The 25,243-nt window shown below is 67.7% G+C and carries 22 protein-coding genes; 12 read left to right on the top strand and 10 right to left on the bottom strand.

Annotated elements, in window-relative coordinates; genetic code table 11:
- Positions 1-11 precede the first annotated feature (11 nt).
- The gene (locus AC3WQA_RS13020) at positions 12-599 is read right to left on the bottom strand and encodes a LemA family protein (protein WP_492675469.1); all 588 of its coding nucleotides are present in this window, start codon (positions 597-599) and stop codon (positions 12-14) included.
- A 55-nt stretch (positions 600-654) separates the two neighbouring features.
- Between AC3WQA_RS13020 and AC3WQA_RS13015 the strand changes: the two genes are divergently transcribed.
- Entirely contained in the window at positions 655-1,911 is a 1,257-nt protein-coding gene (locus AC3WQA_RS13015) for a serine hydrolase domain-containing protein (protein ID WP_492675468.1), read from the top strand.
- Between the two features lie 66 nt (positions 1,912-1,977).
- Here the strand turns inward: AC3WQA_RS13015 and AC3WQA_RS13010 are convergent, their stop codons facing one another.
- The 8 genes from AC3WQA_RS13010 to AC3WQA_RS12975 form a co-directional block, all read right to left on the bottom strand.
- On the bottom strand, positions 1,978-2,985 hold the full coding sequence (locus AC3WQA_RS13010) for an energy transducer TonB (protein ID WP_492675467.1): 1,008 nt from the start codon (positions 2,983-2,985) through the stop codon (positions 1,978-1,980).
- Positions 2,986-3,299: 314 nt separating this feature from the next.
- On the bottom strand, positions 3,300-3,830 hold the full coding sequence (gene metJ, locus AC3WQA_RS13005; RefSeq protein ID WP_492675466.1) for a met regulon transcriptional regulator MetJ: 531 nt from the start codon (positions 3,828-3,830) through the stop codon (positions 3,300-3,302).
- A 416-nt stretch (positions 3,831-4,246) separates the two neighbouring features.
- Entirely contained in the window at positions 4,247-4,642 is a 396-nt protein-coding gene (gcvH, locus tag AC3WQA_RS13000; RefSeq protein WP_492675465.1) for a glycine cleavage system protein GcvH, read from the bottom strand.
- Positions 4,643-4,712: 70 nt separating this feature from the next.
- Complete coding sequence (gene gcvT, locus AC3WQA_RS12995) at positions 4,713-5,813, bottom strand: glycine cleavage system aminomethyltransferase GcvT (protein ID WP_492675464.1); 1,101 nt, start codon at positions 5,811-5,813, stop codon at positions 4,713-4,715.
- Positions 5,814-5,886: 73 nt separating this feature from the next.
- The gene (locus AC3WQA_RS12990) at positions 5,887-6,504 is read right to left on the bottom strand and encodes an alpha-ketoglutarate-dependent dioxygenase AlkB family protein (RefSeq protein ID WP_492675463.1); all 618 of its coding nucleotides are present in this window, start codon (positions 6,502-6,504) and stop codon (positions 5,887-5,889) included.
- Between the two features lie 84 nt (positions 6,505-6,588).
- A complete protein-coding gene (gene cysC / locus AC3WQA_RS12985) occupies positions 6,589-8,472 on the bottom strand; it encodes an adenylyl-sulfate kinase (protein ID WP_492675462.1) in 1,884 nt (627 codons plus the stop codon).
- Positions 8,472-9,392, bottom strand: a complete 921-nt coding sequence (cysD, locus tag AC3WQA_RS12980) for a sulfate adenylyltransferase subunit CysD (protein ID WP_492675461.1) — start codon at positions 9,390-9,392, stop codon at positions 8,472-8,474. The genes cysC and cysD overlap by 1 nt, the downstream gene beginning before the upstream one ends.
- 214 nt (positions 9,393-9,606) lie before the next feature.
- Positions 9,607-11,004 carry an amidase gene (locus tag AC3WQA_RS12975; protein ID WP_492675460.1) on the bottom strand — a complete coding sequence of 466 codons (1,398 nt, stop codon included), beginning with the start codon at positions 11,002-11,004 and terminating at the stop codon, positions 9,607-9,609.
- A gap of 156 nt (positions 11,005-11,160) precedes the next feature.
- Here AC3WQA_RS12975 and AC3WQA_RS12970 point away from each other — a divergent pair, with 156 nt between their 5' ends.
- The 11 genes from AC3WQA_RS12970 to AC3WQA_RS12920 all read left to right on the top strand — a co-directional run bounded on the left by AC3WQA_RS12970 (position 11,161) and on the right by AC3WQA_RS12920 (position 22,777).
- Complete coding sequence (locus AC3WQA_RS12970) at positions 11,161-12,771, top strand: electron transfer flavoprotein-ubiquinone oxidoreductase (RefSeq protein ID WP_492675459.1); 1,611 nt, start codon at positions 11,161-11,163, stop codon at positions 12,769-12,771.
- Between the two features lie 41 nt (positions 12,772-12,812).
- Positions 12,813-13,640, top strand: a complete 828-nt coding sequence (locus AC3WQA_RS12965) for a class I SAM-dependent methyltransferase (protein ID WP_492675458.1) — start codon at positions 12,813-12,815, stop codon at positions 13,638-13,640.
- Positions 13,641-13,733: 93 nt separating this feature from the next.
- The gene (locus tag AC3WQA_RS12960; protein ID WP_492675457.1) at positions 13,734-15,776 is read left to right on the top strand and encodes a glycosyltransferase; all 2,043 of its coding nucleotides are present in this window, start codon (positions 13,734-13,736) and stop codon (positions 15,774-15,776) included.
- Positions 15,777-15,887: 111 nt separating this feature from the next.
- A complete protein-coding gene (locus tag AC3WQA_RS12955; protein ID WP_492675456.1) occupies positions 15,888-16,634 on the top strand; it encodes an electron transfer flavoprotein subunit beta/FixA family protein in 747 nt (248 codons plus the stop codon).
- Positions 16,635-16,783: 149 nt separating this feature from the next.
- Positions 16,784-17,725: an electron transfer flavoprotein subunit alpha/FixB family protein gene (locus AC3WQA_RS12950; RefSeq protein WP_492675455.1), complete on the top strand. Its 942-nt coding sequence runs from the start codon at positions 16,784-16,786 to the stop codon at positions 17,723-17,725.
- Between the two features lie 111 nt (positions 17,726-17,836).
- A complete protein-coding gene (locus AC3WQA_RS12945) occupies positions 17,837-18,811 on the top strand; it encodes a glycosyltransferase family 2 protein (protein ID WP_492675454.1) in 975 nt (324 codons plus the stop codon).
- Between the two features lies 1 nt (position 18,812).
- Positions 18,813-19,577, top strand: coding sequence for a GNAT family N-acetyltransferase (locus tag AC3WQA_RS12940; protein ID WP_492675453.1), 765 nt, complete (start codon positions 18,813-18,815; stop codon positions 19,575-19,577).
- Positions 19,574-19,948, top strand: coding sequence for a DMT family transporter (locus tag AC3WQA_RS12935; protein WP_492675452.1), 375 nt, complete (start codon positions 19,574-19,576; stop codon positions 19,946-19,948). The genes AC3WQA_RS12940 and AC3WQA_RS12935 overlap by 4 nt, the downstream gene beginning before the upstream one ends.
- A 10-nt stretch (positions 19,949-19,958) precedes the next feature.
- The gene (rffA, locus tag AC3WQA_RS12930) at positions 19,959-21,089 is read left to right on the top strand and encodes a dTDP-4-amino-4,6-dideoxygalactose transaminase (RefSeq protein WP_492675451.1); all 1,131 of its coding nucleotides are present in this window, start codon (positions 19,959-19,961) and stop codon (positions 21,087-21,089) included.
- Positions 21,090-21,122: 33 nt separating this feature from the next.
- Positions 21,123-22,265, top strand: coding sequence for a mannosyltransferase family protein (locus tag AC3WQA_RS12925; protein WP_492675450.1), 1,143 nt, complete (start codon positions 21,123-21,125; stop codon positions 22,263-22,265).
- Complete coding sequence (locus tag AC3WQA_RS12920; RefSeq protein WP_492675449.1) at positions 22,262-22,777, top strand: hypothetical protein; 516 nt, start codon at positions 22,262-22,264, stop codon at positions 22,775-22,777. The genes AC3WQA_RS12925 and AC3WQA_RS12920 overlap by 4 nt, the downstream gene beginning before the upstream one ends.
- A gap of 74 nt (positions 22,778-22,851) precedes the next feature.
- Here the strand turns inward: AC3WQA_RS12920 and AC3WQA_RS12915 are convergent, their stop codons facing one another.
- Positions 22,852-24,972, bottom strand: a complete 2,121-nt coding sequence (locus AC3WQA_RS12915; RefSeq protein WP_492675448.1) for a reprolysin-like metallopeptidase — start codon at positions 24,970-24,972, stop codon at positions 22,852-22,854.
- Between the last annotated feature and the right edge of the window lie 271 nt (positions 24,973-25,243).

Here is a 25,243-nt window from a genome sequence, read left to right as displayed (position 1 = left end):
CCGGCCCGCGATCAGCCGAAGGACACCTTGGGCACTTCGCGCACCTCCGGGTTGTCGATCGCCAGCGGTTCGGCGGCGGCAAAGCCGAAGCTGTTGGCCACGAACGAGGCGGGAAACACTTCGCGCCGGTTGTTGTAGCTCATCACCGAATCGTTGTAGGCCTGCCGCGCGAAGGCCACGCGATTCTCGGTGGAGGTCAGCTCCTCGGAGAGCTGCATCATGGTCTGGTTGGCCTTCAGGTCCGGGTAGGACTCCTGCAGCGCAAACAGATGACCCAGCGTCTGGGTGAGCGCGTTCTCGCTGCCGGCCAGTTGCTGCATGGCCGCGGGGTCGCCGGGGTTGGCCTTGGCGCCGGCCAAGCCGTTCACCGCCGCATTGCGCGCCTGGATCACCGCCTCCAGCGTGCCGCGCTCATGGGCGAGATAGCCCTTGGCGGTTTCCACCAGGTTGGGGATCAGGTCGTGCCGCCGCGTGAGCTGCACGTCGATCTGCGCGAAGGCGTTCTTGTAACCGTTGCGTGCGGTAACCATGCCGTTGTAGATCGCCACGAAGTACATGACAATCGCCACCACGACGACCAGAAACACGATCAGTCCCATCTCGATTCTCCTGTTGCCAAGGCGTGTCCGCACGCCGTCACCGCGCCAGCGTACCATGCCATTTCGCACTCTCGCCGCGGCCGTTGTCTGCGCGCTGGCCGCGGCCAACGCGGCGCCCGCCCGCGCCGCCACGGCGCCCGCGGCCAGCGTCACGGCAGACACGCACGAAGTGCCGCCGGCGCGCGTGGCGCAGACGCTGGCCGACTACCAACGCTGGCTGGATGAACTGGCCGCGCGCGACGGCGCCGCCGGCCTGGCCACCGCCGTGGTGGTGGACGACAAGGTGGTGTTCGAGCGCACCGAGGGCTACGCCGATGCCGCCACCCGTGCGCCGGTGACACCCGCTACCGTGTTCCGCCTCGCCTCGCTTTCCAAGGCCTTCGCCACCGCCGTCACCGGTATCCTGGTGGACGACGGCAAGCTGCGCTGGGACATGAAGCTGGTCGATGTGCTGCCCTACTTCAGGCTCAAGGACATGAGCTACGCCGACCAGGCCACCGTGGCCGATATCCTCGGCCAGCGGCTGGGCCTGCCGCACAACACCTACGACACCCTGCTCGAAGGCGAGGTGTCCTACCAGGAGCTGGTGCGCAAGCTGGACGAGGTCGACAACACGTGTCCGGCGGGCGCGTGCTACGGCTACCAGAACGTGGCCTTCAGCATGATCGGCGACGTGCTGTTCGCGCGCACTGGCACCTTCTTCGATCGTCTGGTGGGGCAGTACGTGTTCCAGCCGCTGGGCATGCGTTACGCCAGCTATGGACGCTCGGGACTGGAGTCGAGCGCGAGCTGGGCGCGCCCGCACCATGCCGGCCCCGACCACAGCTGGGTGCCGTTCGAACCCAGCGAAACCTATTACCGGGTGGCGCCGGCCGCCGGCGTCAACGCCAGCATCCGCGACATGGAAAAGTGGCTGATCGCGCAGATGGGCGGCCGCCCCGACGTACTGCCAGCCGCCCTGCTCGACGCCTTGCACAGCCCGGACGTGGAGACGCCCGGCGAACTGCGCGCCACGCCCTGGCGCCGCGCGCGATTGCGCGACGCCCACTACGCGCTGGGTTGGCGGGTGTACGACTACGGCGGCCACACGCTGATCTACCACGCTGGCGCAGTGGCCGGCTATCGCACCATGATCGGCTTTTTCCCACGCGACCACGTCGGCGTGGTCACGCTGTGGAACTCCACCGGGCCGATGCCCAGCGGCCTGATGCCGATGGTGTTCGACAGCCTGCTCGGCCTGCCGCATGTGGACTGGGCCGACGTGGAGGGCCCGCCACCGTCACCCAGGCCGTCCGCCCACCGACGGCGCTGACGTCGCCACCTGCGCGAACGGCGCGTGCAATGCACGCGCCGTTCGTTCCGTGCCGCGGGCTGCCGATCAGCGACCGTTGTTGAATTCGATCTTCTGCTCGGTATTGCTCGCCACCGCCGCACCATTTTTCATGGCCGGCTTGAAGCGATAGCGGGCCACCGCTTCCATCGCCGCACGGTCGAACACGCGGCGCGGCTGGGCTTCGATCACGTGGATGTCCGCGGTGCGTCCCTCCGGCGTGATGGTGAAGCCCACGCGCACCCAACCCGCCTGCCCGGAACGCAACGCCGCCGTCGGGAAGATGGGCTCGGCCCCCTTCAGCAGCACCGCATCCGCCGTTTCACCTGTCGGTGCGGCCGGCACCGCCGCCGCGGCCTTGGCCGGCGTCGCCGCTTGCGTCCGCTGCTGTTCCAGTTGTTGCTGTTTCGCCTTGGCCTGCTCAGCCGCCAGTTGCCCGGCCTGCTGCGCCGCCTGCTTCTCGGCCGCGGCCTTCTGCGCGGCGAGCTGCGTCGCCTTCTGCTGATCCTGCGCCTGCTGCTGGCTGGCCAGCTTCTGCTGCGCATCGAGCTTGGAACGCAAGATGGTCAACGTGTAGTTGGATGGATCGGCCTTGGCCAGCAGGTCGATCTCACGCCGTGCCTCGTCGTAGTTGTGCGCATTGATCGCCTGCTCGGCGCCGGAGGCCGCGTAGGGGAAGGTTTCGCGCAACGCACTGGTCGCCACCGGATTGCCCGGCTGCTTGGCCAGCACGCGCAGGTAGAACTCGAAGGCATTGTTGCCAACCGGCGCCACCAGGCGTTGCGCCTTCAGCGCCTTGCTGGCTTCGTCCAGCAACTGATTGACGTCCAGTGCCTGCATGTCGACCGGTGCCGCGGCGGCCTTGGGCTTGCCCGCCGCGGTCAGCGCGGCCGGCGCACCGCCCGCATCCAGTTGCCGCTGCTGCAGCACCGGGCGAACGATCAGGAACCAGGCGCCGACGCCCAGCGTGGCGAAGACCGCGACGATGAGAAGGGCGCCGGAGCGAATGGCGCCGCGGGCGCCGCGACGCGTGATGAGTGTATTTCGGGTATCCATGGTCTCTCGCTAGCTGGTCGACAGATACCCGCGCTTCCCCCCTGTGTGTCCAGGTGCGGCAGGTCCTCGACCATGCGCGCGGCGCGGATGGTCGCAACATAACCGCATTGCGGCGGACGGGCAAATCGCGGAAAGCGACGGCGCAAGACGCCGGCGCCGCAGGCATGTCGTCCGCACACACCGCCCTTGGCCGCAGATGGGCAGGCCGTGCCGGAAACGAAACGTCCCGGCATGGCCGGGACGAAGTTTTCGAAGCGCGCTCCCCGCGCTGGGCACCGCAGGGAGGCAAGTCGATGACGCGTATTGTGTGGTGCTTACTTCTTGGCGGTCTTGGTGGCCTTGGCCACCTTGGCAGGCGCAGCTGGCTTCTTGGCGGCAACCTTCTTGGCGGCCGGCTTCTTGGCGGCAACCTTCTTCGCAACGGTCTTCTTGGCGGCGGCCGGCTTCTTGGCGGCAACCTTCTTCACGGCAGCCTTCTTGGCTGCGGGCTTCTTGACTGCGGGCTTCTTGGCAGCCGGCTTCTTGGCGGCGACCTTCTTGGCGGGGGCTTTCTTGGCGGCGGCCTTCTTGGCGGCCGGTTTCTTTGCAGCGGGTTTCTTGGCAGTGGCCATGGTTCGTCTCAGCTCCTCATCGGTTGGCAGTGGTTGCCCAGTAAAAGCATGGAGGAACGCCTCGACCAGCAAATCGCTGTTGGTGGCGTGCCTCAGGTTTTTCACCTGACGCTCGGTGCGCAGGTCGGAAAGCGTTCGCAGAACGTGCAGCGGAATCGAGACGGTGATCTTGCGGACTGCATTCGCCTTCTCACCGTGCTCGACGTAAGGCTTGATGAATTTCGGTGTTGCCATGTTGCCGTTCCCCATGAACTTGGGCGAAAACTATTCCGTAAGATTTCGGCTGTCAATGGATTTTCGCCATTAAATCAATTCATTTCGCCGAGCGCCTGGCGCTCGGCCCGGCGACCACCTGCCCCGAGGCATACACGGGCCGCGATATTTCAGACGTCCAGACGTCCAGACGTATATTTACCGCATGCACTACAAGCAGCAGGCAACGGCCTGAAATCAAGGGTTTTCACGTCAACCACCGCGCGCGCGCAGTCAGCGGGCCACCACCTCGCCTTTCTTCGCGCCGATGGCGCGGCGGTCGCATCGGTGCAGATGAACGGGGCGCGACCGGCGCGACCGCGGCAGCGACCACCAACCGCCCAAACGACGACGGCCGCACTGGGCGGCCGTCGTCGAAGCGCGGATGCAGCGGACGATCAGTGGTCTTCGTGCTCGATGAGTTCCTCGTAGGCGGCGGCGTCGAGCAGCGTCTCCAGCTCGGCGCGGTCGCTCGGGCGCACGGCAAAAATCCAGCCTTCGCCGAAGGCGTCCTCGTTGATCGTCTCGGGCTTGTCGCTCAGGAGTTCGTTCACCTCGACCACTTCGCCGGAGACCGGCGAGTAGATGTCCGAGGCGGCCTTCACCGATTCCACCACGGCAGCGGCGTTGCCGGCGACGACGCTGGCGCCGATTTCCGGCAGCTCCACATAGACCAGGTCGCCCAGCTGGGCCTGGGCATGGTCGGAGATGCCCACGCGCACCAGGCCATCGTCCTCGACGCGGGCCCACTCGTGGGATTTGTTGAACTTCAGGTCGCCGGGAATCTCGCTCATGGTCGGGTCCAATGTCGGAGGGAAGAAGCAGGCGACATTCTAGCCGCCCGAACAACAGAAGGAAGCGCGCTCAAATGCCGTCGCAGGGCTTGCCGTCGCGCACAAAGGGGTATTTGACGATACGCACCGGCAACTCGCGGCCGCGAATGTCCACGCGCACCGCGCCGGGTTCGCCGACGGGAATGCGCGCGAAGGCGACGGCCTTCTCCAGCGTGGGAGCGAAGCTGCCGGAGAGGATTTCGCCTTCGCCGCCCGCGGTGAGCACCTGCTGGCCATGGCGCAACACACCCTTCTCGTCCAGCACCAGGCCCACCATCACGCGCTTCACGCCCTCGGCCTTCTGCTTCTCCAGCGCGGCACGGCCGATGAAGTCGCGACCTTCGTCCAGCGCGATGGTCCAACCGAGGTTGGCCTCCCACGGCGAGACGGTTTCGTCCATGTCCTGGCCGTAGAGGTTCATGCCGGCTTCCAGCCGCAGCGTGTCGCGCGCGCCCAGCCCGGCCGGCGCCACGCCGACGGCAACCAGCGCCTCCCACAGCGCCACGGCGTGCTCGGCCGGCACGACGATCTCGAAGCCGTCTTCGCCGGTGTAACCGGTGCGCGCCACGAACAGCGGCATGCCGTGCGGCCCCTGTGCGGCGGCGGCGGCGAACTTGCCCAGCTTCTCGATGCGCGGGCGATCCACCTCGTGCAACAGGCCCAGCACCTTGGCGCGGGCGTTGGGGCCCTGCACCGCGATCATCGCCAGCTCGGGGCGCTCCTTCACTTCCACCGCGAAGGCCTTGGCCTGCGCCTCGATCCAGGCCAAGTCCTTGGCGCGCGTGGCAGCGTTCACCACCAGCCGGTAGAAGCTGTCGCCGAGGAAGTACACGATGAGGTCGTCGATCACGCCGCCCTGCTCGTTGAGCATGCAGGAGTACAGCGCCTTGCCGTGCACCTTGAGTTTTTCGACGCTGTTGGCAAGCAGGTGGCGCAGGAAGTCCTTCGTGCGCGCGCCGTGCAGGTCGACCACCGTCATGTGCGAAACGTCGAACATGCCGGCATCGCGGCGCACCGCGTGGTGTTCCTCGATCTGCGAGCCGTAGTTGATCGGCATGTCCCAGCCGCCGAAGTCGACCATGCGGGCGCCCAGCGCGCGGTGGGTGGCGTTGAGTACGGTCTTCTCGGTCATCGCAGCAGCGCCTCGTGGGGAATTGGACGGCCATTATCCCCTGCCGGGGCGCGCCTGGCCACGCTGCGCAGCGTCAAACCGGCGGCGTATCGACGTGACGGAAGGTCAGGTTGATGCGTGCTGCGGCCAGTTTGCGCATGCGCGGCAGCGCATGTCGGCACAACTGCTGGGTGGCGCCGGCCATGCGCAGCAGGCTGCCATGCGGCAACTGCAGTTCAAGATCATCGCCCGGCTGCGGCGATTCGCCGCGCGCGCGGCGCCGACGCAGGCAGAAACGCCGCACGGCGCCCAGGCTGAGCGAGGCGATCACCGGCCGCGCGCCCAGCTCCGGCTCGTCGTCGCTGTGCCAGCCCATTGCATCGTTACCGTCGCGATAGAGGTTGGCCAACACGCTGTTGAAGCGCGCGCCGCAAGCCTGTTCGACGCGCCCGCGCAGGGCGACCAACACCGGCGGCCAGGGCCGCGGCTCGAAGCGGCGGCGCGAATAAGTGTAGACGGCGCCAGGATCGCCGATCCACGCGCTCAGGCGCGGTGCGGCGACGTCCCGGCCGAACAGGCGGAGGTGGTGCACTTCCCACGCCATCGACTGCCGCAACTCGGCGAACAGCGCATCGGCTTCAGCGGTCGCCAGCCAAGGCGACCACAGGGCTACGTCGGCATCGGACAGTGGCAAGTGTTGCCAGCCGCTCATGCGTCGCGCTGCCCGTTGCTTTTACGCGGGGCAAGCCGTACTCCCTCGCCCCTCGGAGCTTGGGAAAAACGGCGTGCGCGGGGATCAGCCGGCGTGGCCATCGTCGTGCGCCGGCGGGCCGATGCGTGCAAGGAGCTGCGTGGTGAGCTGCTCGGCCAACTGCTCGGCACGCAGGCCGGCGGTGTGCAGGTGCACCTCGGGTGCCTCGGGCCGCTCGTAGGGCGCGTCGATGCCGGTGAAGTTGCGGATCTCGCCGGCGCGCGCCTTGCGGTACAGGCCCTTGGGGTCGCGCTGTTCGCAGTCGGCCAACGGCGTGTCCACGAACACCTCGACGAACTCGCCCGCACCGAAGCGCTCGCGCACCGAGCGTCGCTCGCCGCGATAGGGCGAGATCGCGCTGACCAGCACGATCAGGCCGGCGTCCACCATCAGGTGCGCCACCTCGCCGATGCGGCGGATGTTTTCCACGCGGTCGGCCGGGGTGAAGCCCAGATCCTTGTTGATGCCGTGGCGCACGTTGTCGCCGTCGAGCAGGTAGGTGTGGTGGCCCAGTGCGTGCAGGCGCTTCTCCACCAGGTTGGCGATGGTGGACTTGCCCGCGCCGGAGAGGCCGGTGAACCACAGGCACAGCGGTCGCTGGCCCAGGCTCTGGCCGCGCACGGTCTTGTCCACGTCCACGTGCTGCCAGTGCACGTTGGTGGAGCGCGTCAGCGCGAAGTCGATCATGCCGCAGGCCACGGTGGCGTTGCTCTGGCGGTCGATCAGGATGAAGCCGCCCAGGGTGCGGTTGACGGCGTAAGGCTCGAAGGCGATGGCCTCGTCCAGGCCCACGGTGCAATAGCCCACCTCGTTGAGCGTGAGGCTGCGCGCGGCCAGCTCGGCCTGCGTGTTCACGTCCACCTTGTGCTTGATCGCCATGATGCGCGCGTTGACCGTGCGCGCGCCGATCTTCAGCCAGTAGGTGCGATTGGGCAGCAGGGCGTTGTCGCCCAGCCATACCACGTGGCAGGCGAACTGGTCGGCCACCGGCGCGGGGCGCAGCGCGTCGGCGATCACGTCGCCGCGGCTGGCGTCCAGCTCGCGATCCAGGCACAGGGTGACGGCCTGACCTTCGCCGGCGCTGTCCAGATCGCCGCCAGCGACAACGATGCGCGCGATGCGCGCGCGCGTGACGCCCGGCTGCACCACCACTTCGTCACCGCGCGACACGCGCCCGCCGCAGATCGTGCCGGCGTAGCCGCGGAAGTTGTGGTCGGGTCGGTTCACCCACTGCACCGGCATGCGGAAATCCTCCGCCCGCGCGGACGTGGCATCGGCCACTTCCAGCAGCTCCAGCAGGGTCGGCCCGTGATACCACGGCAGGCGCGCGGAGCGTGTACCCACGTTGTCGCCGCCCGGCGCGATCACCGGCAGGCAGTCGACCTTCGCAATGCCCAGCGTTTGTGCGAGCTCGCGGTAGGCCTCGGCGATCTCGCGGTAGACGGCTTCGCTGCAATCCACCAGATCCATCTTGTTCACCGCCAGCACCACCTGGCGGATGCCGAGCAGGCTGCAGATATAGGAATGCCGGCGCGTCTGCGGCAGCAGGCCCTTGCGCGCGTCCACCAGCACCACGGCCAGTTCCGCGTTGGAGGCGCCGGTGGCCATGTTGCGGGTGTACTGCTCGTGGCCGGGGCAGTCGGCCACGATGAAGCTGCGTCGCGTGGTGTGGAAGTAGCGGTAGGCCACGTCGATGGTGATGCCCTGCTCGCGCTCGGCGTCGAGGCCGTCGGTGAGCAGGGCGAAGTCGAGCGTGCCGCCCGCGTCGGCGTGCAACCGACGACTGTCGCGCTCGAGCGCGGCGAGCTGGTCGTCCGGCAGCATGCCGGCGTCGTACAGCAGGCGACCGAGCAGGGTGCTCTTGCCGTCGTCCACGCTGCCGCAGGTGATGAAGCGCAACAGGCCGGCGCCGGTGATCGATGCGTCCATCAGAAGTAACCCTCCTGCTTCTTGCGTTCCATCGAAGCCGCGGGGTCCTGGTCGATCACCCGGCCCTGGCGCTCGGAGCTGCGCGAATCCGTCATCTCCTGGATGATCTCGTCCAGCGTGGCCGCGGTGGATTCCACCGCGCCGGTGAGCGGGTAGCAGCCCAGGGTGCGGAAGCGCACCGTGCGCGTCTCCACCGTTTCGCCGGGGCGGAACACGAAGCGCTCGTCGTCCACCATGATGAGCGCGCCGTCGCGCGCCACCACCGGGCGCGGCTTGGCGAAGTACAGCGGCACCACCGGGATGGCTTCGCGGCGGATGTACTGCCATACGTCCATCTCGGTCCAGTTGGAGATGGGGAACACGCGCACGCTCTCGCCCTGGCGGATCTGCGTGTTGTAGGTATGCCAGAACTCGGGGCGCTGGTGCTTGGGGTCCCAGCGGTGCTGCGCGTTGCGGAAGGAGAACACGCGCTCCTTGGCGCGGGATTTCTCCTCGTCGCGCCGCGCGCCGCCGATGGCGGCGTCAAACTGGTACTTGTCCAGCGCCTGCTTCAGCGCCTGGGTCTTCATGATGTCGGTGTGCACGGTGGCGCCGTGGCTGAAGGGCGACACGCCCTGCCGCACGCCATCCTGGTTGGTGTACACCAGCACCTCCACGTCGCCCTCGGCGGCCACGGCGTTGCGGAAGGCGATCATCTCGCGGAACTTCCAGGTGGTGTCCACGTGCAGCAGCGGGATCGGCGACCGGGCCGGATAGAAGGCCTTGCGCAGGAGGTGCAGCAGCACCGAGGAGTCCTTGCCGATCGAATACAGCATCACCGGCTGGCGGAAGCTGGCCGCGACCTCGCGGAAGATCTGGATGCTTTCGGCCTCGAGTTCGTCGAGATGGCCGGTGGTCAGTGGTGCGGGAAGTGCGTTCATGAGGTATCAGTTCAAGGGCGATGCACGGCCCGCCGGGGCCGCGCCGAACCACCATGCTACGCGAGCGCCGCCGACTCCCCAAACAACCAAGCCGGTGGGGATGCGCGCCGGAGGGCATATGGCACCGGGCAGGAGCCCGCTCGCGGGCGATGAGGTTCTTCGCGAAAGACGTCATCGCCCGCGAGCGGGCTCCTGCCTGTGAAAGACGCAGAGCTCAAGCGATCGCGGGATATGCCGGGTCGGCGTCCAGCGTGGCCGCGCAGACCGCGGCCAGTTCCAGCAGGCGCAGATCCGAGCCGCGCGCGCCCACCAGTTGCAGCCCCACCGGCAGGCCACTCGCCAGCGTGCCCATGGGCAGGCTGACCGCCGGGCAGCCGGCAAGGCTGGCGAAGCCGGTGAGGTCGGCCTGGTTGTCCGGCACGTCGCCGCCCAGCGGAAAGGCGCCCTGCGGCGTGGTGGGCAACACCAGCACGTCGATCTGCGCAAACAGGCGGCGCATCTTGAGCGTGGCCGCGTCGAGCACGCGGTCGGCGCAAGCGTAGTCGGCCGCGCTCTTGCGCTGCGCGTAACCGAGCATGGCGCGGAAGTGCGGCGACACCGGATGCGTGGCATCGGCAAGATCCCCGGCGAAGGTGCCCAGCATCTCGGCTTCCATCAGCAGCAGGCCGGCGCGACGGGTGCGCGCGAAATCCCAGTCGGCAAAATCCACCGTGCGCTGCTCACCCAGGGCATGCGTGAGCTTGCCCACCGCCGTCGCGAACAGCGCCGCCACCTCCGCCTGCACGCCCACGGCGGCCAGGTCGGGCAACAGGCCCGTGCGCAGCCGGCCCGGTTCCCAATCGGGCAACGCCAGCGCCACGCGGCGACGGCGCGAGCGCGCATCGTCGGCGTCGTAGCCGGCCAGCACCTGCAGCAGCACGGTGAGGTCGGCCACGCTGCGCGCGATCAGGCCCACCGCATCCAGCCGCCGCGCCGCCGGCACCAGGCCACGCGCGGAAATCTCGCCATGCGTGGGCTTGAGCGCATACACGCCGCAATAGCTGGCCGGAATGCGGATCGAGCCCAGGCTGTCCGAGCCGATGGCCGCCGCCGCCAACCCCGCCGCCACGGCAGCCGCCGCGCCGCCGGAGGAGCCGCCAGCGGTGTACCCATGCCGCCACGGATTGTGCGTGGGGCCGTAGTGCGGGTTGTCGGTCATGGCGCCCAGCGCGCCTTCGTCCATGTTGGTCTTGCCCAGGATCACCGCGCCCGCGGCGCGCAGCCGCGCCACCGCATGGGCGTCGCCGGACACCGGCTGCTCGCGCCCGGGCAGGCCGACCCGGGTGGGCCAGCCGGCGATGTCGAAGTTGTCCTTCAGCGCCACCGGGATGCCGTCCAGCCGTCCGATCACGCCGTCGCGACGGCGGCGCTCGGCGGTACGCGCCTGCTCCTGCACCAGGCCCGGGCTGAGCCCCACATAGGCGCCCAATGCAGGGTCGATGCGCTCGATGGCGCCCTGGTAGGCATCGGCCAGCGCCTGCACCTGGGTACGGCCGATGGCCAGCCAGTGCAGCAACTGGCAAACACTGGCGCGACGCAAGTCGAGATCGGTGATCGGCGGCATCGAGCTCATGGTCGCTCCCTACAAAAAACACGCCCCGATTATCGCCACCGCAGGTGAAACGATTGCAAGCGGTGGCGCAACACGCGTTGCTCAAGGCGACGCTAACCCCGACAATGGCGGCCATACCATCACGCACGGACATCGTGCAGCCTGCCGGGGAAAGCGATGAGCGAACGCGAAACCATGGAATACGACGTCGTCGTGGTTGGCGCCGGCCCGGCCGGGTTGTCCTTCGCGATACGCCTCAAGCAACTGGCGCCCGGCACCAGCGTGTGCGTGATCGAGAAAGCCTCCACCATCGGCGCGCAGATCCTCTCCGGCGCGGTGATCGAGCCGCAGCCGCTGGACGCGCTGCTGCCCGGCTGGCGCGACCGGCCACCACCTGTTTGCGTGCCGGCCACCGACGACGAGTTCTGGCTGCTCAGCAAGACCGGTGGCCGCAAGCTGCCCACCCCGCCGGGCATGAAGAACCACGGCAACTTCATCGTCTCGCTGGGCGCGATGTGCGCGTGGCTGGCGCCGCAGGCCGAGGCGCTGGGCGTGGACGTGTTCCCCGGCTTCGCCGCCGCCGACAACATCTACAACGAGGATGGCTCCGTCGCGGGCGTGCGCATCGGCGACATGGGCGTGGCGAAGGACGGCTCGCACAAGCCCAGCTACACGCAAGGCATCGACATCAAGGCCAAGGTCACCGTGCTGGCCGAGGGCGCGCGCGGCAGCCTCACCAAGCAGCTCGTCGCGCGCTTCAAGCTGGACGCCGACAGCGACCCGCAGGCCTACTCCATCGGCATCAAGGAACTGTGGCAGGTGCCGGCCGGCCGCACCAGCCCCGGCAAGATCGTGCACAGCGTGGGCTGGCCCGCCGACAACCACACCTACGGCGGCAGCTTCCTGTATCACCTGGACCAGGATCGCATCGCGCTGGGCTACGTCAGCGGGCTCGATTACAGCGATCCCGAGTACCAGCCGTGGGAAGCCTTCCAGCAGTGGAAGGCCCACCCGCACGTGAAGGGCCTGCTCGAAGGCGGCAGCATCGTCTCCGCCGGCGCGCGCGCCATCGTCACCGGTGGCTGGCAGTCGCTGCCCAAGTGCGAGATGCCCGGCGCGCTCCTGATCGGCGACACCGCCGGCCTGCTGAACGTACCCAAGATCAAGGGCACCCATCAGGCGATCCGCTCGGGCATGCTCGCCGCCGAACACCTGGTCGGCAACAGCCTGCAGAGCGCCGGCTTCGACGCCAAGCTGCGCGCCTCCGCCGCGATGGCAGAGCTGAAGAAGGTGCGCAACATCAAGCCCGGCTTCAAGCGCGGCCTGTGGTTCGGCATGGCCAACGCCGCGTGGGAAACCGCCATCGGCGGCCGCTCGCCGTGGACGCTGAAGAACAAGCCCGACTGGTCCAGCCTGAAGAAGCTGGGCGAGTTCGAAGCGCCCAAGCGCGACTACGTGCAACGCGAGCTGCCGCCGCGCGACCGCCTCGCCAGCGTCTACTTCGCCGCCACCGCGCACGACGAAGACCAGCCCGTGCACCTGCTGGTGATCGACACCGACATCTGCGCCACCCGCTGCGTGGAGGAATACGACAACCCCTGCACGCGCTTCTGCCCGGCCAACGTCTACGAGATGGTGGAAGACCTCAGCCAGCCCCACGGCAAGCGCCTGCAGGTGAACTCCGCCAACTGCGTGCACTGCAAGACCTGCGACATCAAGGATCCCTACGAAAACATCACCTGGGTCACGCCGGAGGGCGGGTCGGGGCCGAATTACCAGAACCTGTAGACTTTCCACCACCATGGTTCAAGTGGGCAAGCGGGCCAAACATGCGCATCTCCGAGGTCTGCCAGGCATTGGTACCAAACCATGAGGGTATCTACGTAGCCGACGGCTCGGAGCGTGTCTCGTACCCGCAGGACGGCCACGCAGCCTGCCTGCAAGTCGAAGATCACTCGTTCTGGTTCCGACACCGCAACGCATGCATTGCGGCGCTGGTCGAACGCTATCCCTTCGACGGCACGCTGCTCGACCTCGGCGGCGGCAACGGCTTCGTTTCGCAGATGCTCCGCGCCGCCGGCCATGACGTGGTACTGCTGGAGCCCGGCTACGCCGGGGCGCTCAATGCACGCCGCCAGCGCCAGCTCGACCAGGTCGTCTGCGCCACCGTGCAGCAGGCCGCTTTCCCCCCGGCCAGCTTCGGCGCCATCGGCCTGTTCGACGTCATCGAACACGTCGAGGACGATCATGCCTTCCTCGACGAACTGACGCCGCTGCTGCACCCTGGCGGGCGCCTCTACCTCACGGTTCCCTGCCACCAGTGGCTGTGGTCGCAGGCGGACGTCGATGCCGGCCATTTCCGGCGACACACCCTGCGCAGCATGCGCGCGCTACTGGCCGATCATTTCGAGGTCGACTACATCAGCTATTTCTTCCAGCCGCTGGTGCTGCCGCAATGGTTGCTGCGCGCTCTGCCGTGGCGCATCGGCCTGGGCCGCCGGGTCCGGCTCTCCGACAGGGCCGAACACGGCGCGGGCGACGGGCTTGCCGCGCGCCTGCTGGCCCGCCTGCTCGAAGGCGAAGCCGCAACCATTGCACAGGGCGCCCGCATACGCTTCGGCGCCAGCTGCCTGGTCGCCGCGCGGCGGCGCGATTGAGTGCGCCGACAACACGAGGACCACCCCCTGTTCGCTCATTTCCACTGGCGCCTTCGCCACCTGCATGTGCTTGGCACACGCGTATGGCGCAGCATGGCGCAACGCGGCTGGCGTGCCACGGCAACCCGCATCGCCCAGGAGTTCCGGCCACGCCGGGCCACGGCAGCGCTGCCGTGGCGGCTCGAGCCGCTCGACACACCCTTCGCGCCATTCGCGCTGCCTTGCAGCGCCGCGCCGCGCGTCTCGGTGATCGTGCCCATCCACGGCAAGCTGCCCCACACCCTGGCCTGCCTGCGTTCGATCGCCCGCCACGGCACCACCGCACCTTTCGAGGTGATCGTGGTGGACGACGCCTCGCCCGACGAAAGTGCGACGACGCTTGCGCACATCGACGGCCTGCGCCTGCTGCGCAACGAACGCAACCTCGGCTTCATCGGCAGTTGCAACGCCGGCGCGGCGACCGCACGCGGCGAGTATCTGCTGTTCCTCAACAACGACACCCAGGTCACCCCGGGTTGGCTGGATAGCCTGCTCGATGCCTTCGTGGAAGAACCCGGCTGCGGCATCGTCGGCAGCCGTCTCGTCTACCCCGATGGCCGCCTGCAGGAGGCCGGCGGTTTGACCTATGCCGACGGTTCGGCCTGGAACGTGGGCCGCTTCGAGCACCACGACGATCCCCGCTACCTGTACCGCCGGGAAGTCGACTACGTCTCCGGCGCGTCCCTGCTGACGGAGGCCACCCTGTTCCGCGACGTCGGCGGCTTCGACCGCCGCTATGCACCCGCCTACTGCGAAGACATGGATCTCGCCTTCGCCGTGCGCGCCCTCGGACGCAAGGTGATCTACGAACCGCGCAGCATCGTGATCCATGACGAAGGCGCCAGCTCCGGCACCAATCCTTTCGCCGGCGTCAAGCGGCATCAGGAAACCAACCGCATCGTCTTCGTCGAAAAATGGCGCGCCGCCCTCGGCGCGCAACCGGCGCCCGGCACCCCCGTGGCCGCCGCTCTCCGGCGTCACGAACCGCATGTCCTGGTGATGGATGCACTGATGCCCGATCCCCACCGGGATGCCGGCTCAATGCAGACCATGGGCCTCTTGCGCCGACTGCGCGAACTGGGCTGGCGCGTCAGCTTCATGGCCGACAACCGCCGTGCCACCCCGGAAGACATCCTGCGTCTGGGACGATTGGGGGTCGCCACGCTGTGCGCCCCCTGGTCGCCCAACCTGCCCACCTGGCTGCGCCGCGAAGGCGGCGATCTCGATGCCGTGCTGGTGTCGCGCTACTACGTCGCCGCGCCGCACCTGCCCTTGTTCCGCCGACACGCGCCCAAGGCCAAGGTGCTGCTCGAATTGGCGGACATGCACTACCTGCGCGAACAACGCGCGGCGCAGCACACGCACGACGCCGCGCTGGCCCGGCACGCCGAACTCACCCGCCGACGCGAGCTGGCCACCGTCGCGGCCTGCGACGCCACCCTGGTGGTCAGCACCGTCGAACGCGATCTGCTGGCGCACGAGCTGCCACAGGCCGCAGTGCACATCGTGCCGAACATGCACGAAGTACGCAGCCACTGCCCGCCATTCGACGCCCGCAACGGCCTGTTGTTCGTAGGCGGCTTCGGGCACCCGCCCAATGTGGATGCGGTGTACTGGCTGTACAACGAAATCTACCCACGCATCCGGGCGCAACGGCCCGACATCATCCTGCACCTGGTCGGCGACATACCCGAGTCAGCCCGATGCGAACTCGCCGACAACGGCATCCTCGTACACGGGCGAATCGAGGAGATCGCGCCCATGCTCGACGCGCGCCGCATCGCACTGGCACCACTGCGCTATGGCGCCGGCGTCAAGGGCAAGGTGAACATGGCCATGAGCAACGGCCTGCCGGTGGTGGCCACCGCAGTCGCCGCCGAGGCCATGTGGTTGCGCGACGGCGACAATGCCTTGCTGGCCGATGGCGCCGACGCCTTCGCCGCGGCCGTGCTGCGGCTGTACGACGACGCAGCCCTCTGGCAGCGCTTGTCCGAAGGCGGCCGCGCCAATGTGCGCGAGCACTTTTCGGTCGATGCCGCACGTGAAGCCTTGCGCCAGGTCCTGCCCGCGACCACCGGCGCACGCCGCCCGGACTGAGCATTTGCGGCATCCATACGCATCCGCATGGATGCCGCAAACAGGTTAGAATTCGCTCTTGCGTGAACCCTTGGCGCCACCGGTGGCGCCCGCCAGCTTGAGGAAACACTGATGAAGATACTGGTCGGCTACAAGCGCGTCGTGGACTACAACGTGCGCATCCAGGTCAAGCCCGACGGCACCGGCGTGGTGACCGACGGCGTGAAGCTCTCCGCCAACCCCTTCGACGACATCGCGCTGGAAGAAGCCCTGCGCCTGCGCGAGAAGGGCGTGGCCACCGAGGTCGTCGTCGTCGGCATCGGCCCGGCCGACCTCACCGCGCACCTGCGCAACGGCCTGGCGATGGGCGCCAACCGCGCCATCCACGTCACCACCAGCGACGCCGTGCAGCCGCTCACCGCCGCGCGTGCCCTGCTCAAGCTGGTCGAGAAGGAGCAGCCCGGCCTGGTGATCCTCGGCAAGCAGGCGATCGACGACGACGCCAACCAGACCGGCCAGATGCTGGCCGCGCTGTGGGATCGTCCGCAGGCCACCTTCGCCAGCAAGGTCGAGATCGAAGGTGGCAAGGCCACGGTCACGCGCGAAGTGGACGCCGGCCTGGAAACCATCGAAGTCGACCTGCCCGCCGTCGTCACCTCCGACCTGCGCCTGAACGAGCCGCGCTTCATCAAGCTGCCCGACATCATGAAGGCCAAGAGCAAGCCGATCGACGTGGTGGAGCTGACCGCGCTGGGCGTCGACAGCGGCGACCATCTCAAGACCACCCACTACGCGGCGCCCGCCAAGCGCAGCCGCGGCGTGATGGTGAAGGACGCCGCCGAACTGGTCGCGGCGCTGAAGCAGAAAGGCTTGCTGTAAAACCCTCGTCATTCACTCCCTCTCCCATCGGGAGAGGGTGGCCGAAGGCCGGGAGAGGGTACGGGCGAAGCGCGACCCCGCGCAGCACCGAACCCTCTCCCCAACCCCTCTCCCGATGGGAGAGGGGCTCAAGAGAGAGAGAACACCCCATGAGCAAGATCCTCGTCATCGCCGAACACCTGGACGGCAAGCTGAACTCCGCCACCGCGCGCGCCGTGAGCGCCGCCGCCGCCGTGAAACCCGACGCCATCGACGTGCTGGTGCTGGCCGCCAGCACCGCCGGCCTCGCCGCGGAAGCCGCCAGGATCGAAGGCGTGAGCCGCGTGCTCACCGTCGAGCGCACCGAGAACGCGCACCCGCTCGCCGCCGTGCTCGCCCCGCAGATCGCCAAGGCGGCTGCCGGCTACAGCCACGTGTTCGCGCCCTCCACCACCTTCGGCAAGGACGTCGCCCCGCGCGTGGCCGCCCTGCTCGGCGTGGCCCAGGTCAGCGACGTGATGAGCGTGGAAGGCGCGCGCAGCTTCAAGCGCCCGATCTACGCCGGCAACGCCATTGTCACGGTCGAGGCCGACCCGGCGCACACCGTGGTCGCCACCATCCGCACCGCGTCGTGGCCGGTGGCCGCCGGCGGCAACAGCGCGCCGGTCGAAGCACTCGCGCTCGATGTCGCCCTGCCCACGCACACTCGCTACGTCGGCCTGCAATCGGGCAAGAGCGACCGCCCCGACCTGCAGAGCGCGGGCAAGGTCGTCTCCGGCGGCCGCGGCGTGGGCTCGAAGGAAAACTTCGACATCATCTTCAAGCTCGCCGACAAGCTCGGCGCCGCGGTAGGCGCCTCGCGCGCGGCCGTCGACGCCGGCTACGTGCCCAGCGACCTGCAGGTCGGCCAGACCGGCAAGATCATCGCGCCGGAGCTGTACATGGCCATCGGCATCTCCGGGGCCATTCAGCACCTGACGGGTATAAAAGACGCCGGCACCATCGTGGCGATCAACAAGGACGCCGAGGCGCCGATCTTCGAGGTGGCGGATTTCGGCCTGGTGGGGGATTTGTTCAAGCTGATCCCGGAGCTGGAGCAGGCGCTGGGCTGACGCGCAACGGCGTGCCCGACAACGCAAGCCGGGCGCGCCATCCCGTACCGAAAACGCTGCCGCATGACAGGCGCCATCTTTCAGCAGGATCTCTGATTGCCGACACCCGCCATGCCCCACACGCCGCAGCCCATCGTCCCCGCCTCCACCCATCCGGCATCATGCGATGTCTCGGTGATCGTGCCGGTATACGGCTGCCGGGGCTGCCTGGAAGAACTCGTCCAACGTTGCAGCCATGCCTTGGCCGCGGCCGGACGCTCCTGCGAAATCATCCTCGTCGACGACAGCAGCCCCGACGACGCCTGGCCGCGGATCGCCGAGCTCGCGGCGGCCCATCCGTTCGTGCGCGGCCTGCGCCTTTCGCGCAATTTCGGCCAGCACGCCGCCATCTCCGCCGGCCTCGCCCATGCGGCCGGCGAGGTGATCGTGGTCATGGACTGCGATTTGCAGGACGTGCCCGAGGAAATCCCCAAGCTGCTGGCCGCCTTGCAGCCCGGTATCGAGATCGCCCTCGGCCAACGCGTGGATCGCCAGGACAGCTGGCTGAAGCAGCTGGGTTCGCGCGGCTTCTACCGTGCCCTGGGCTGGCTCACCGATACGCGCTACGATCACAGCACGGCCAACTTCGGTGCTTACAGCCGCAAGGTCATCGACACGATCAACCGCATGCCGGAGCAGGATCGCTTCTTCCCGCTGCTGGCTCGCTGGACGGGTTTCGCAACCGTCCGGGTACCCGTCGCCCATGCCCCCCGCAGCCAGGGGCGCAGCAGTTACCGGCTGGGCACCCTGGTTCGGCTGGCGGCACGCATCGCTCTGTCGTTCTCGGACAAGCCGCTGCGACTGGTCATCAAGGGCTCGCTCTGGTTGGCCGTGTTGTCGCTCGCCATCGCCGCCTTCGCCGTGGACCAATACTTCGGCGGCAACGTCAGGGTCGCTGGCTACACCAGCATCATCGCCTCGATCTGGCTGATCGGCAGTGCGATCATGTTCTGTCTTGGCGTCCTGGGCCTCTACGTGGGCAAGTTGCACGCGCAGTCCAAACAGCGCCCGAACTACATCGTCTGGCAAGACACGCAAGGGCCATAACATGGATGGTTCACAACTGTTGTCCGTATCCCCGCTGGACTCCACCCGCTTCGGCATCAAGGTCGTCCGCGGAACCTTGCCCGCCGGCACGCCGCACACGGCGATCGCCACCGCCCTGGAATCCACCCAGGCCGACCTGGCCATCGTGCGCACCGAGGCCGGCGACTGTGCCGCCATGGTGCAGCTGCAACGTGCCGGCTGGCCGCTCATCCACGCCGACACCCTGCTCTACTACGGCATCGACCTGGGCACGGTGGCGCCAGCGCCACCCGCACTGCCGGTGCGCCTGGCCACCACCGGGGATCGCGCCGCCATCGCACATATCGCCGAACGCAGCTTCGACGGATATCGCGCCCACTACGCCGCCAATCCGTTGTTGCCGCCCGCGCTGATCCTGGCCGGTTACATCGAGTGGGCAAACAGCCGCCTCGGCGCGGACGACCCAGGCGCATGCACCTGGGTCATCTGCCAGGACGATGGCGTGGCCGGCTTCGCCACCTGCGATATCGACGCCGGCCGCGGGCTGGTGGACATCGTGCTCAACGCAGTGCATCCGGATCATGCGCGGCAAGGGCTGTATGGCCAGTTGCTCAAGGCCATCCTCGGCCACTACGCCAGCGTCGGCATGCGCCGGCTGACCGTATCCACCCAGGTGTGGAACGTTGCGGTGCAGCGGCGCTGGACGTGGGCGGGGCTGCGCCTGGAACGCGCCATGGACACCTACCATATCGATCGCCGGCTCGCGCAGCCCAAGGCTGCCGCATGAATGGCTTTTTTTCGTGGCTGATGGTGGCCGCTACGGTGCTGCTGACCTGCTACGGCCAGCTCGTCATCAAGTGGCAGGTGGGTGCCTTCAGGCCCCGCACCAGCGGCCTGCTGGCACGACTGCCCGTGCTGGCCCAGATGGTGTTCCAGCCATGGATGCTCAGTGCCTTCGCCGCGGCCTTCGCCGCCTCCCTGTGCTGGATGCTGGCGATGCAACGGCTCGAACTGAGCAAGGCCTATCCGTTCATGGCCTTGAACTTTTTCATCGTCTGCCTGCTTGCCGTCCCCTTGTTCGGGGAATCCCTCAACCCCGCCAAGATCGCCGGCCTGACCACCGTCATCATCGGTCTGGTCATCCTGAGTCAAGGCTGAAAATCGAACCATGATCCCCTTCAACCGCCCCTACATGACCGGCCGGGAACTGGCCAACATCGACCAGGCCCACGACAACGGCCATCTGTCCGGCGATGGCCCGTTCACGAAAACCTGTCACGCCTGGCTGCGCGAGCACACCGACGCGCAACTGGCCCTGCTCACCCATTCCTGCACGGCCGCGCTGGAAATGGCGGCGCTGCTGCTGCGGATCGAACCGGGCGACGAGGTCATCCTGCCCTCGTACACCTTCGTCTCCACCGCCAGCGCCTTCGCCTTGCGCGGCGCCGTGCCCGTCTTCGTCGACATCCGCCCGGACACGCTGAACCTCGACGAGCAACTGATCGAAGCCGCCATCACGCCGCGCACCAAGGCCATCTGCGTGGTGCATTACGCCGGCGTCGCCTGCGAGATGGACGCCATCCTCGCCATCGCCTCGCGGCACGGCCTGCGCGTGGTGGAGGATGCCGCGCAGGGCGTCATGTCCACCTATCGCGGCAAGCCGTTGGGCAGCATCGGCGACCTGGGCGCCTACAGTTTCCACGAAACCAAAAACGTGATCTGCGGCGAAGGCGGCGCGCTGCTCTGCCGCGACGACACCTTCGCCGAAGCCGCGGAAATCGTCCGCGAGAAAGGCACCAACCGCAGTCGTTTTTTCCGTGGTCAGGTGGACAAGTACACCTGGGTCGACCTCGGCTCCTCGTTCCTGCCCGGCGAGATCACCGCGGCCTTCCTTGCGGCCCAGCTCGACCAGGCCGAGGCCATCACCACGCAACGGCTGGCGCTGTGGAACCGCTACCACGCCTGGGCCGAGCGCCACGAGCTGCGCGGCACGCTGCGCCGCCCCATCGTGCCGGCGCACTGCCAGCACAACGCGCACATGTACTACCTTCTGCTGCCCGACCTGGCGGCGCGCACGCACTTCATCGCCTCCATGCGCGAGGATGGCGTCCAGTGCGTGTTCCACTACATTCCGCTGCACTCCTCGCCGGCAGGCACGCGCTGCGGTCGGCGCGGATCGGCGATGCAAGTCACCGACGACATCAGTGAGCGCCTGGTCAGGTTGCCGCTCTGGCTCGGGCTGGACGAGCACATGGAGCACGTGCTGCAAGCCGCCGACCGCGCGCTCGCGCACCTCTGAACCGCCGCCCCATCCACCGAAGTCATGCCCACGATGCCAAGAACCGACCTGTCGAAAACGCGCGGCATCGGCTACTGCCTGCTGCTTGCCCTGGCCGCACTGGCCGTCTTCGCCTGGGCCAAGCTGCAGGTGCTGCCCGGCCTGCAAGGCCCGGTCACCTTTGATGGCGAGCACTACCTGTCCATCGCGCAAGGCGGCTACCACTTCGACGGGATACTCGAACACAAGCAGAACATCTCGTTCCTGCCGCTGATGGCACTGGCCATCAAAGCCGCACTGCTACTGCTGCCAGGGCTGAACGCCATCCTGGCTGTCGTGGTGCTGGGCTTCGTGATCCTGTTCGTCACCTTGCTCGGCATCCATCGCCTGACCCATGCGCTGTACGGCCAGGACGCGGCGCGGATCGCCACCCTGCTCTGGGCCTGCTCGCCGCTCGCCTTCTACAATTTCACCGGCTATGCCGATCCGCTGTACGCCGCGCTGGCGGTATGGACGCTCAAATTCACCCTCGACAAGCGCTACTGGTGGGCCTGCCTGCTGGCCGGCATGGCCGTGTTGGCGCGCCCGCAGGCCGTGGTGCTGGTCGGTATCGTCGCCGTGGCGCTGTGGTGGTCGAGCCGGCATGACGGCTGGCGCATCGTCTTCACCAAGGCGCCCTTGCAGGCGATGACCATGGCGCTGCCGATCTTTGCACTGGCCACCTACTTCGTGTACGCCTTTGGCGACGCCGCGGCCTACGTGAATTCGATGGAAGCCTGGCGGCTGGGCAGTTTCTCCGATGGCAACATCTCCTCGCTTGCGCAGATCGCCGACCTGGTCAAGGGCGCCTCGGCCGCATGGCCGACGCTCACGCTGTGGACCACCCTGCTTACCGGTGTCACCCTCGGTTTCACCCTGGTGTTGATCGCACTCACACCGGGCAACCATCCGCTGGTGACCAGCCTGTTCCTCGGCACGCTGGGCTTCCTGATGCTGATGAACGCCTTCAGCATCATCAACCTTGCCCGCCACGTGTTTTTCGCCGTGCCCTGGGTGATCCTGGCTGGCGTTGCCGGCACCCGCGCCGCACGCACGCCCACACGGCAACTCCTGGCGCTGACGCCATGGCTGGCCTTCTGCCTTGTCATCAACATCGTTGCCGTCGGGCGTTACTACACGGGGCAGTGGGTGTCATGAAGCGCCGTCTTTTCCTCCTCGCCAACCTGGCTGGCGCCGCGGCACTCGCCGGCTGGGCCGCCGTTCTCCTGGCCCACGCACGCACGAAGGTCGACTACCTCAAGGCGCAGGTTCACCAGGACATTCCCCTCTGCCAGCCGGTGGCTGCATCCGACCCGCGCATGAGCTCCATGGGGCTCAGCCACGAACCGGACCACTCGTGGACAGACCGCCGTCGCGCCTACCTGGCCTTCGGCCTCCCCGCCATGCCGAACGGCGGAGAGCTCAGCATCCAGGTCGTGGCGACGACCCACAAGGGCGTGCAACTCTCCCTGTCCGGCGGGCAGCGCGGCGTCACCGTGGACAAGACCGGCCTCTATCCATTGCCGGTATCGGCCGCGAGCACGCCACGCACGCTCGTACTGGCCATGAAGAGCCAAACCATGTCGCCTCCGCACGGCCAGGATAAACGATGGCTGGGGCTGGCCATCGGTTCGATCGCGGTGTGCCCACACGGATCACGCGCCGACTGACCGCGCAACCCGAGTGGTCACGGACGTGCGGGCCGCGGGCACGCCACGGCCACGCTGCGCCACGCCGCATCACGCTACGGCAGCGCCGTATAACCCGCCGGAGGCGGCCCCAGCGAGTAGTAGCTGAAGGTGCTCGGATTCGAGCGGTTGAACAGCCACATGTACAAGGCATTGCCCGACGTTTGCCACACCAGCCCCGCGTTGCTGCCGTCGAAGCTGCCCACCGCGAGCGGCGTCAGGCCGGTGGACGTCCAAATGCTCTGCCAGGACGACACGCTGGCCCCGTTCATCAGCCAATACGTCAGCCGGCCCGTGCCCGGGTTGTACCAAAGCAGGTCGGTGTTGCCGCTTGCATCCAGGCTCTGTGCACCGGCAAACAGCCAGCCCGTCGGATATGCCGCGAGGTAATCGCTCGCGAAGCCACCATTGCCGTCGCTGAGCCACATGTACATCGCGCCATTGGGCAGCTCCCAGAGCAGGTCGCCATGGCCGTTGCCATCGAAATCGCCGGTTGCCAGGAGGCGCAGGCCGGGGTTCGTGTCCTGCTCCTTCCACTGCTTCATCGTCGCGCCATCCATCAGCCAGTACGTCATCTGGCCGGTAGCCGCGTTGTACCAGAGCAGGTCGGCGCGGCCGTCGCCATCGATGTCGACCGCACCCAGCACCTTCCAGCCTGGCATGGACTTGGCGACCTGACTGCTGACGAAGGCGCCATTGCCGTCGGCCGACCACAGGTAGGTGTTGCCCGCCGCGTCCATCCAGACGATGCCAGCGTAACCGTTGCCGTTGAAGTCGCCGGTGGCCACCGGCTGATAGCCCGCCGGCACCGGAAAACTCCGCGTGGCATTCGTGCTGGCGCCATCCATCGCCCAATACACGAATTGGCCAGCCGCCGCGTCGTACCACAGCAGGGCCGAGTGCCCACTGCCGGTAACGTCGTTGTGCACTCCTCCCGCCTTGACCATGCTCGGCTCGAACTGGGCGATCAACGGCGCCGTGTTGTTCATGCTGTGCGCGTTGTCCGCCGAATCGGCGGCGGCATCGGCAATGCCACACGGCGCACCCATGCAGGTGGCAATCGAGGGGTTGGAAAACTTCGCAATCCACGGGTTGGTGGACGTGCTGTAGCCCATGATGGTGGTGAAGCCGCTGGTGCCGGTGCCCAGATAGCCATACGAGTACGGGTACGCACCGCCACTATCGCCCTTGGCCGTGGCGCGGTCATGGTCGTTGCCCATGTTGTGGCCGAGTTCGTGGGCGAAGGTGGTATCGGCGCAGTAGTAGTTGGTGCCGGCCGTATCGCTGCCATCGCTGGACACCGAGTACCCGTACATGGCGTACTGCGCCGGATCGATGGGCACCTGCCCGCCGCCATTCATCCAGCCCTCGCCACAATTGCCCTGGGCGCTGTTCGAGAAGCTGCGAACCAGCGCGACCAGATCCGCGCCGTACTGCGTCCGTGCCGGGGCCACCGCCTGCAGCGCTGCCGGCACGGTGCCGTTGCTGCCGGTGATGTCCGTCAGGGCGCTGTCATTGGTGGATGCGTCGGGGTAATTCACCTCCATGGTGTGCACCAGGCGAATGCGCTGATTGACGCCACTGTCGATGTAGGCCTGGTTGGTGATATCCACCAGATTCTGGATGCGTGTCAACGCGGCGCTCTGGCTGCCATGCTCGGTCACGAAGCCCGGCGTGTAGACCACCATCACGTCGATGGTGACAGGGCCGGTGACCGTGGTTGCCGGCGCGGCGGCGGCCCTGCTCCGCGTCGCCGCGGACGGGACACGGACGGGCACGGGGTTGTCGCGCACGCTGCGCAAGGCGCGCCATTCGCGCGAGCGCGCGAGCAGCGTCGCATCGGTCTGCAACAGGCCCACCTGGCCCCGGTGCGTCACCAGGCGCAGCGGCATGCCGGTATCCTGCGGGATATACCCGTACACCGCATCCTTGCCGAAGGTGAGCACCACGGACTGCTCGCCGTAGCGGGTCGCCACCTTGCCGATCCACGTCCACGAGCCGTCGGAATGCAGCATGTGGCGGACATACTTCGCGTAGATGGACTTGCCGCCGGGGTCGGGCAACCACATGCCGCCCTGAAAGACCGCGGCCATCGCCTTGGCCTGATCCACGCGTACCGACCAGAGCTGCTGCGCCCCACCCGCCAGCTGCTGCGGCGTGGTCGAAACATAGGTCACCGGTGCCGGCGGCTGGGTCGCAGGCGGCTGCGCCAACGAGGGGAAACACGCACCCAACCACAGTGCCAGAGCCGAAACACCCCATCGAACACGCCGCATAACGCCCCCTTGAAACCGCGTTCATTCCATCACGCCGCAACGCCGGACCCGCCTGCCGCGCATGCGTCAAACCGGATCTGTCGCGACCGGCATCAGGGTATCACTCCGGCGTTTGCCCACGCACTGCGGCGCCGATGCCGGATCGGGCAAACTGCCGACAGGGGAAACGATC

Source organism: Rhodanobacter sp. FW106-PBR-R2A-2-24 (genome assembly GCF_058789615.1).
The sequence above is the reverse complement of the archived record's forward strand: the minus strand, read 5'-3'. Positions and strand labels throughout refer to the sequence as shown.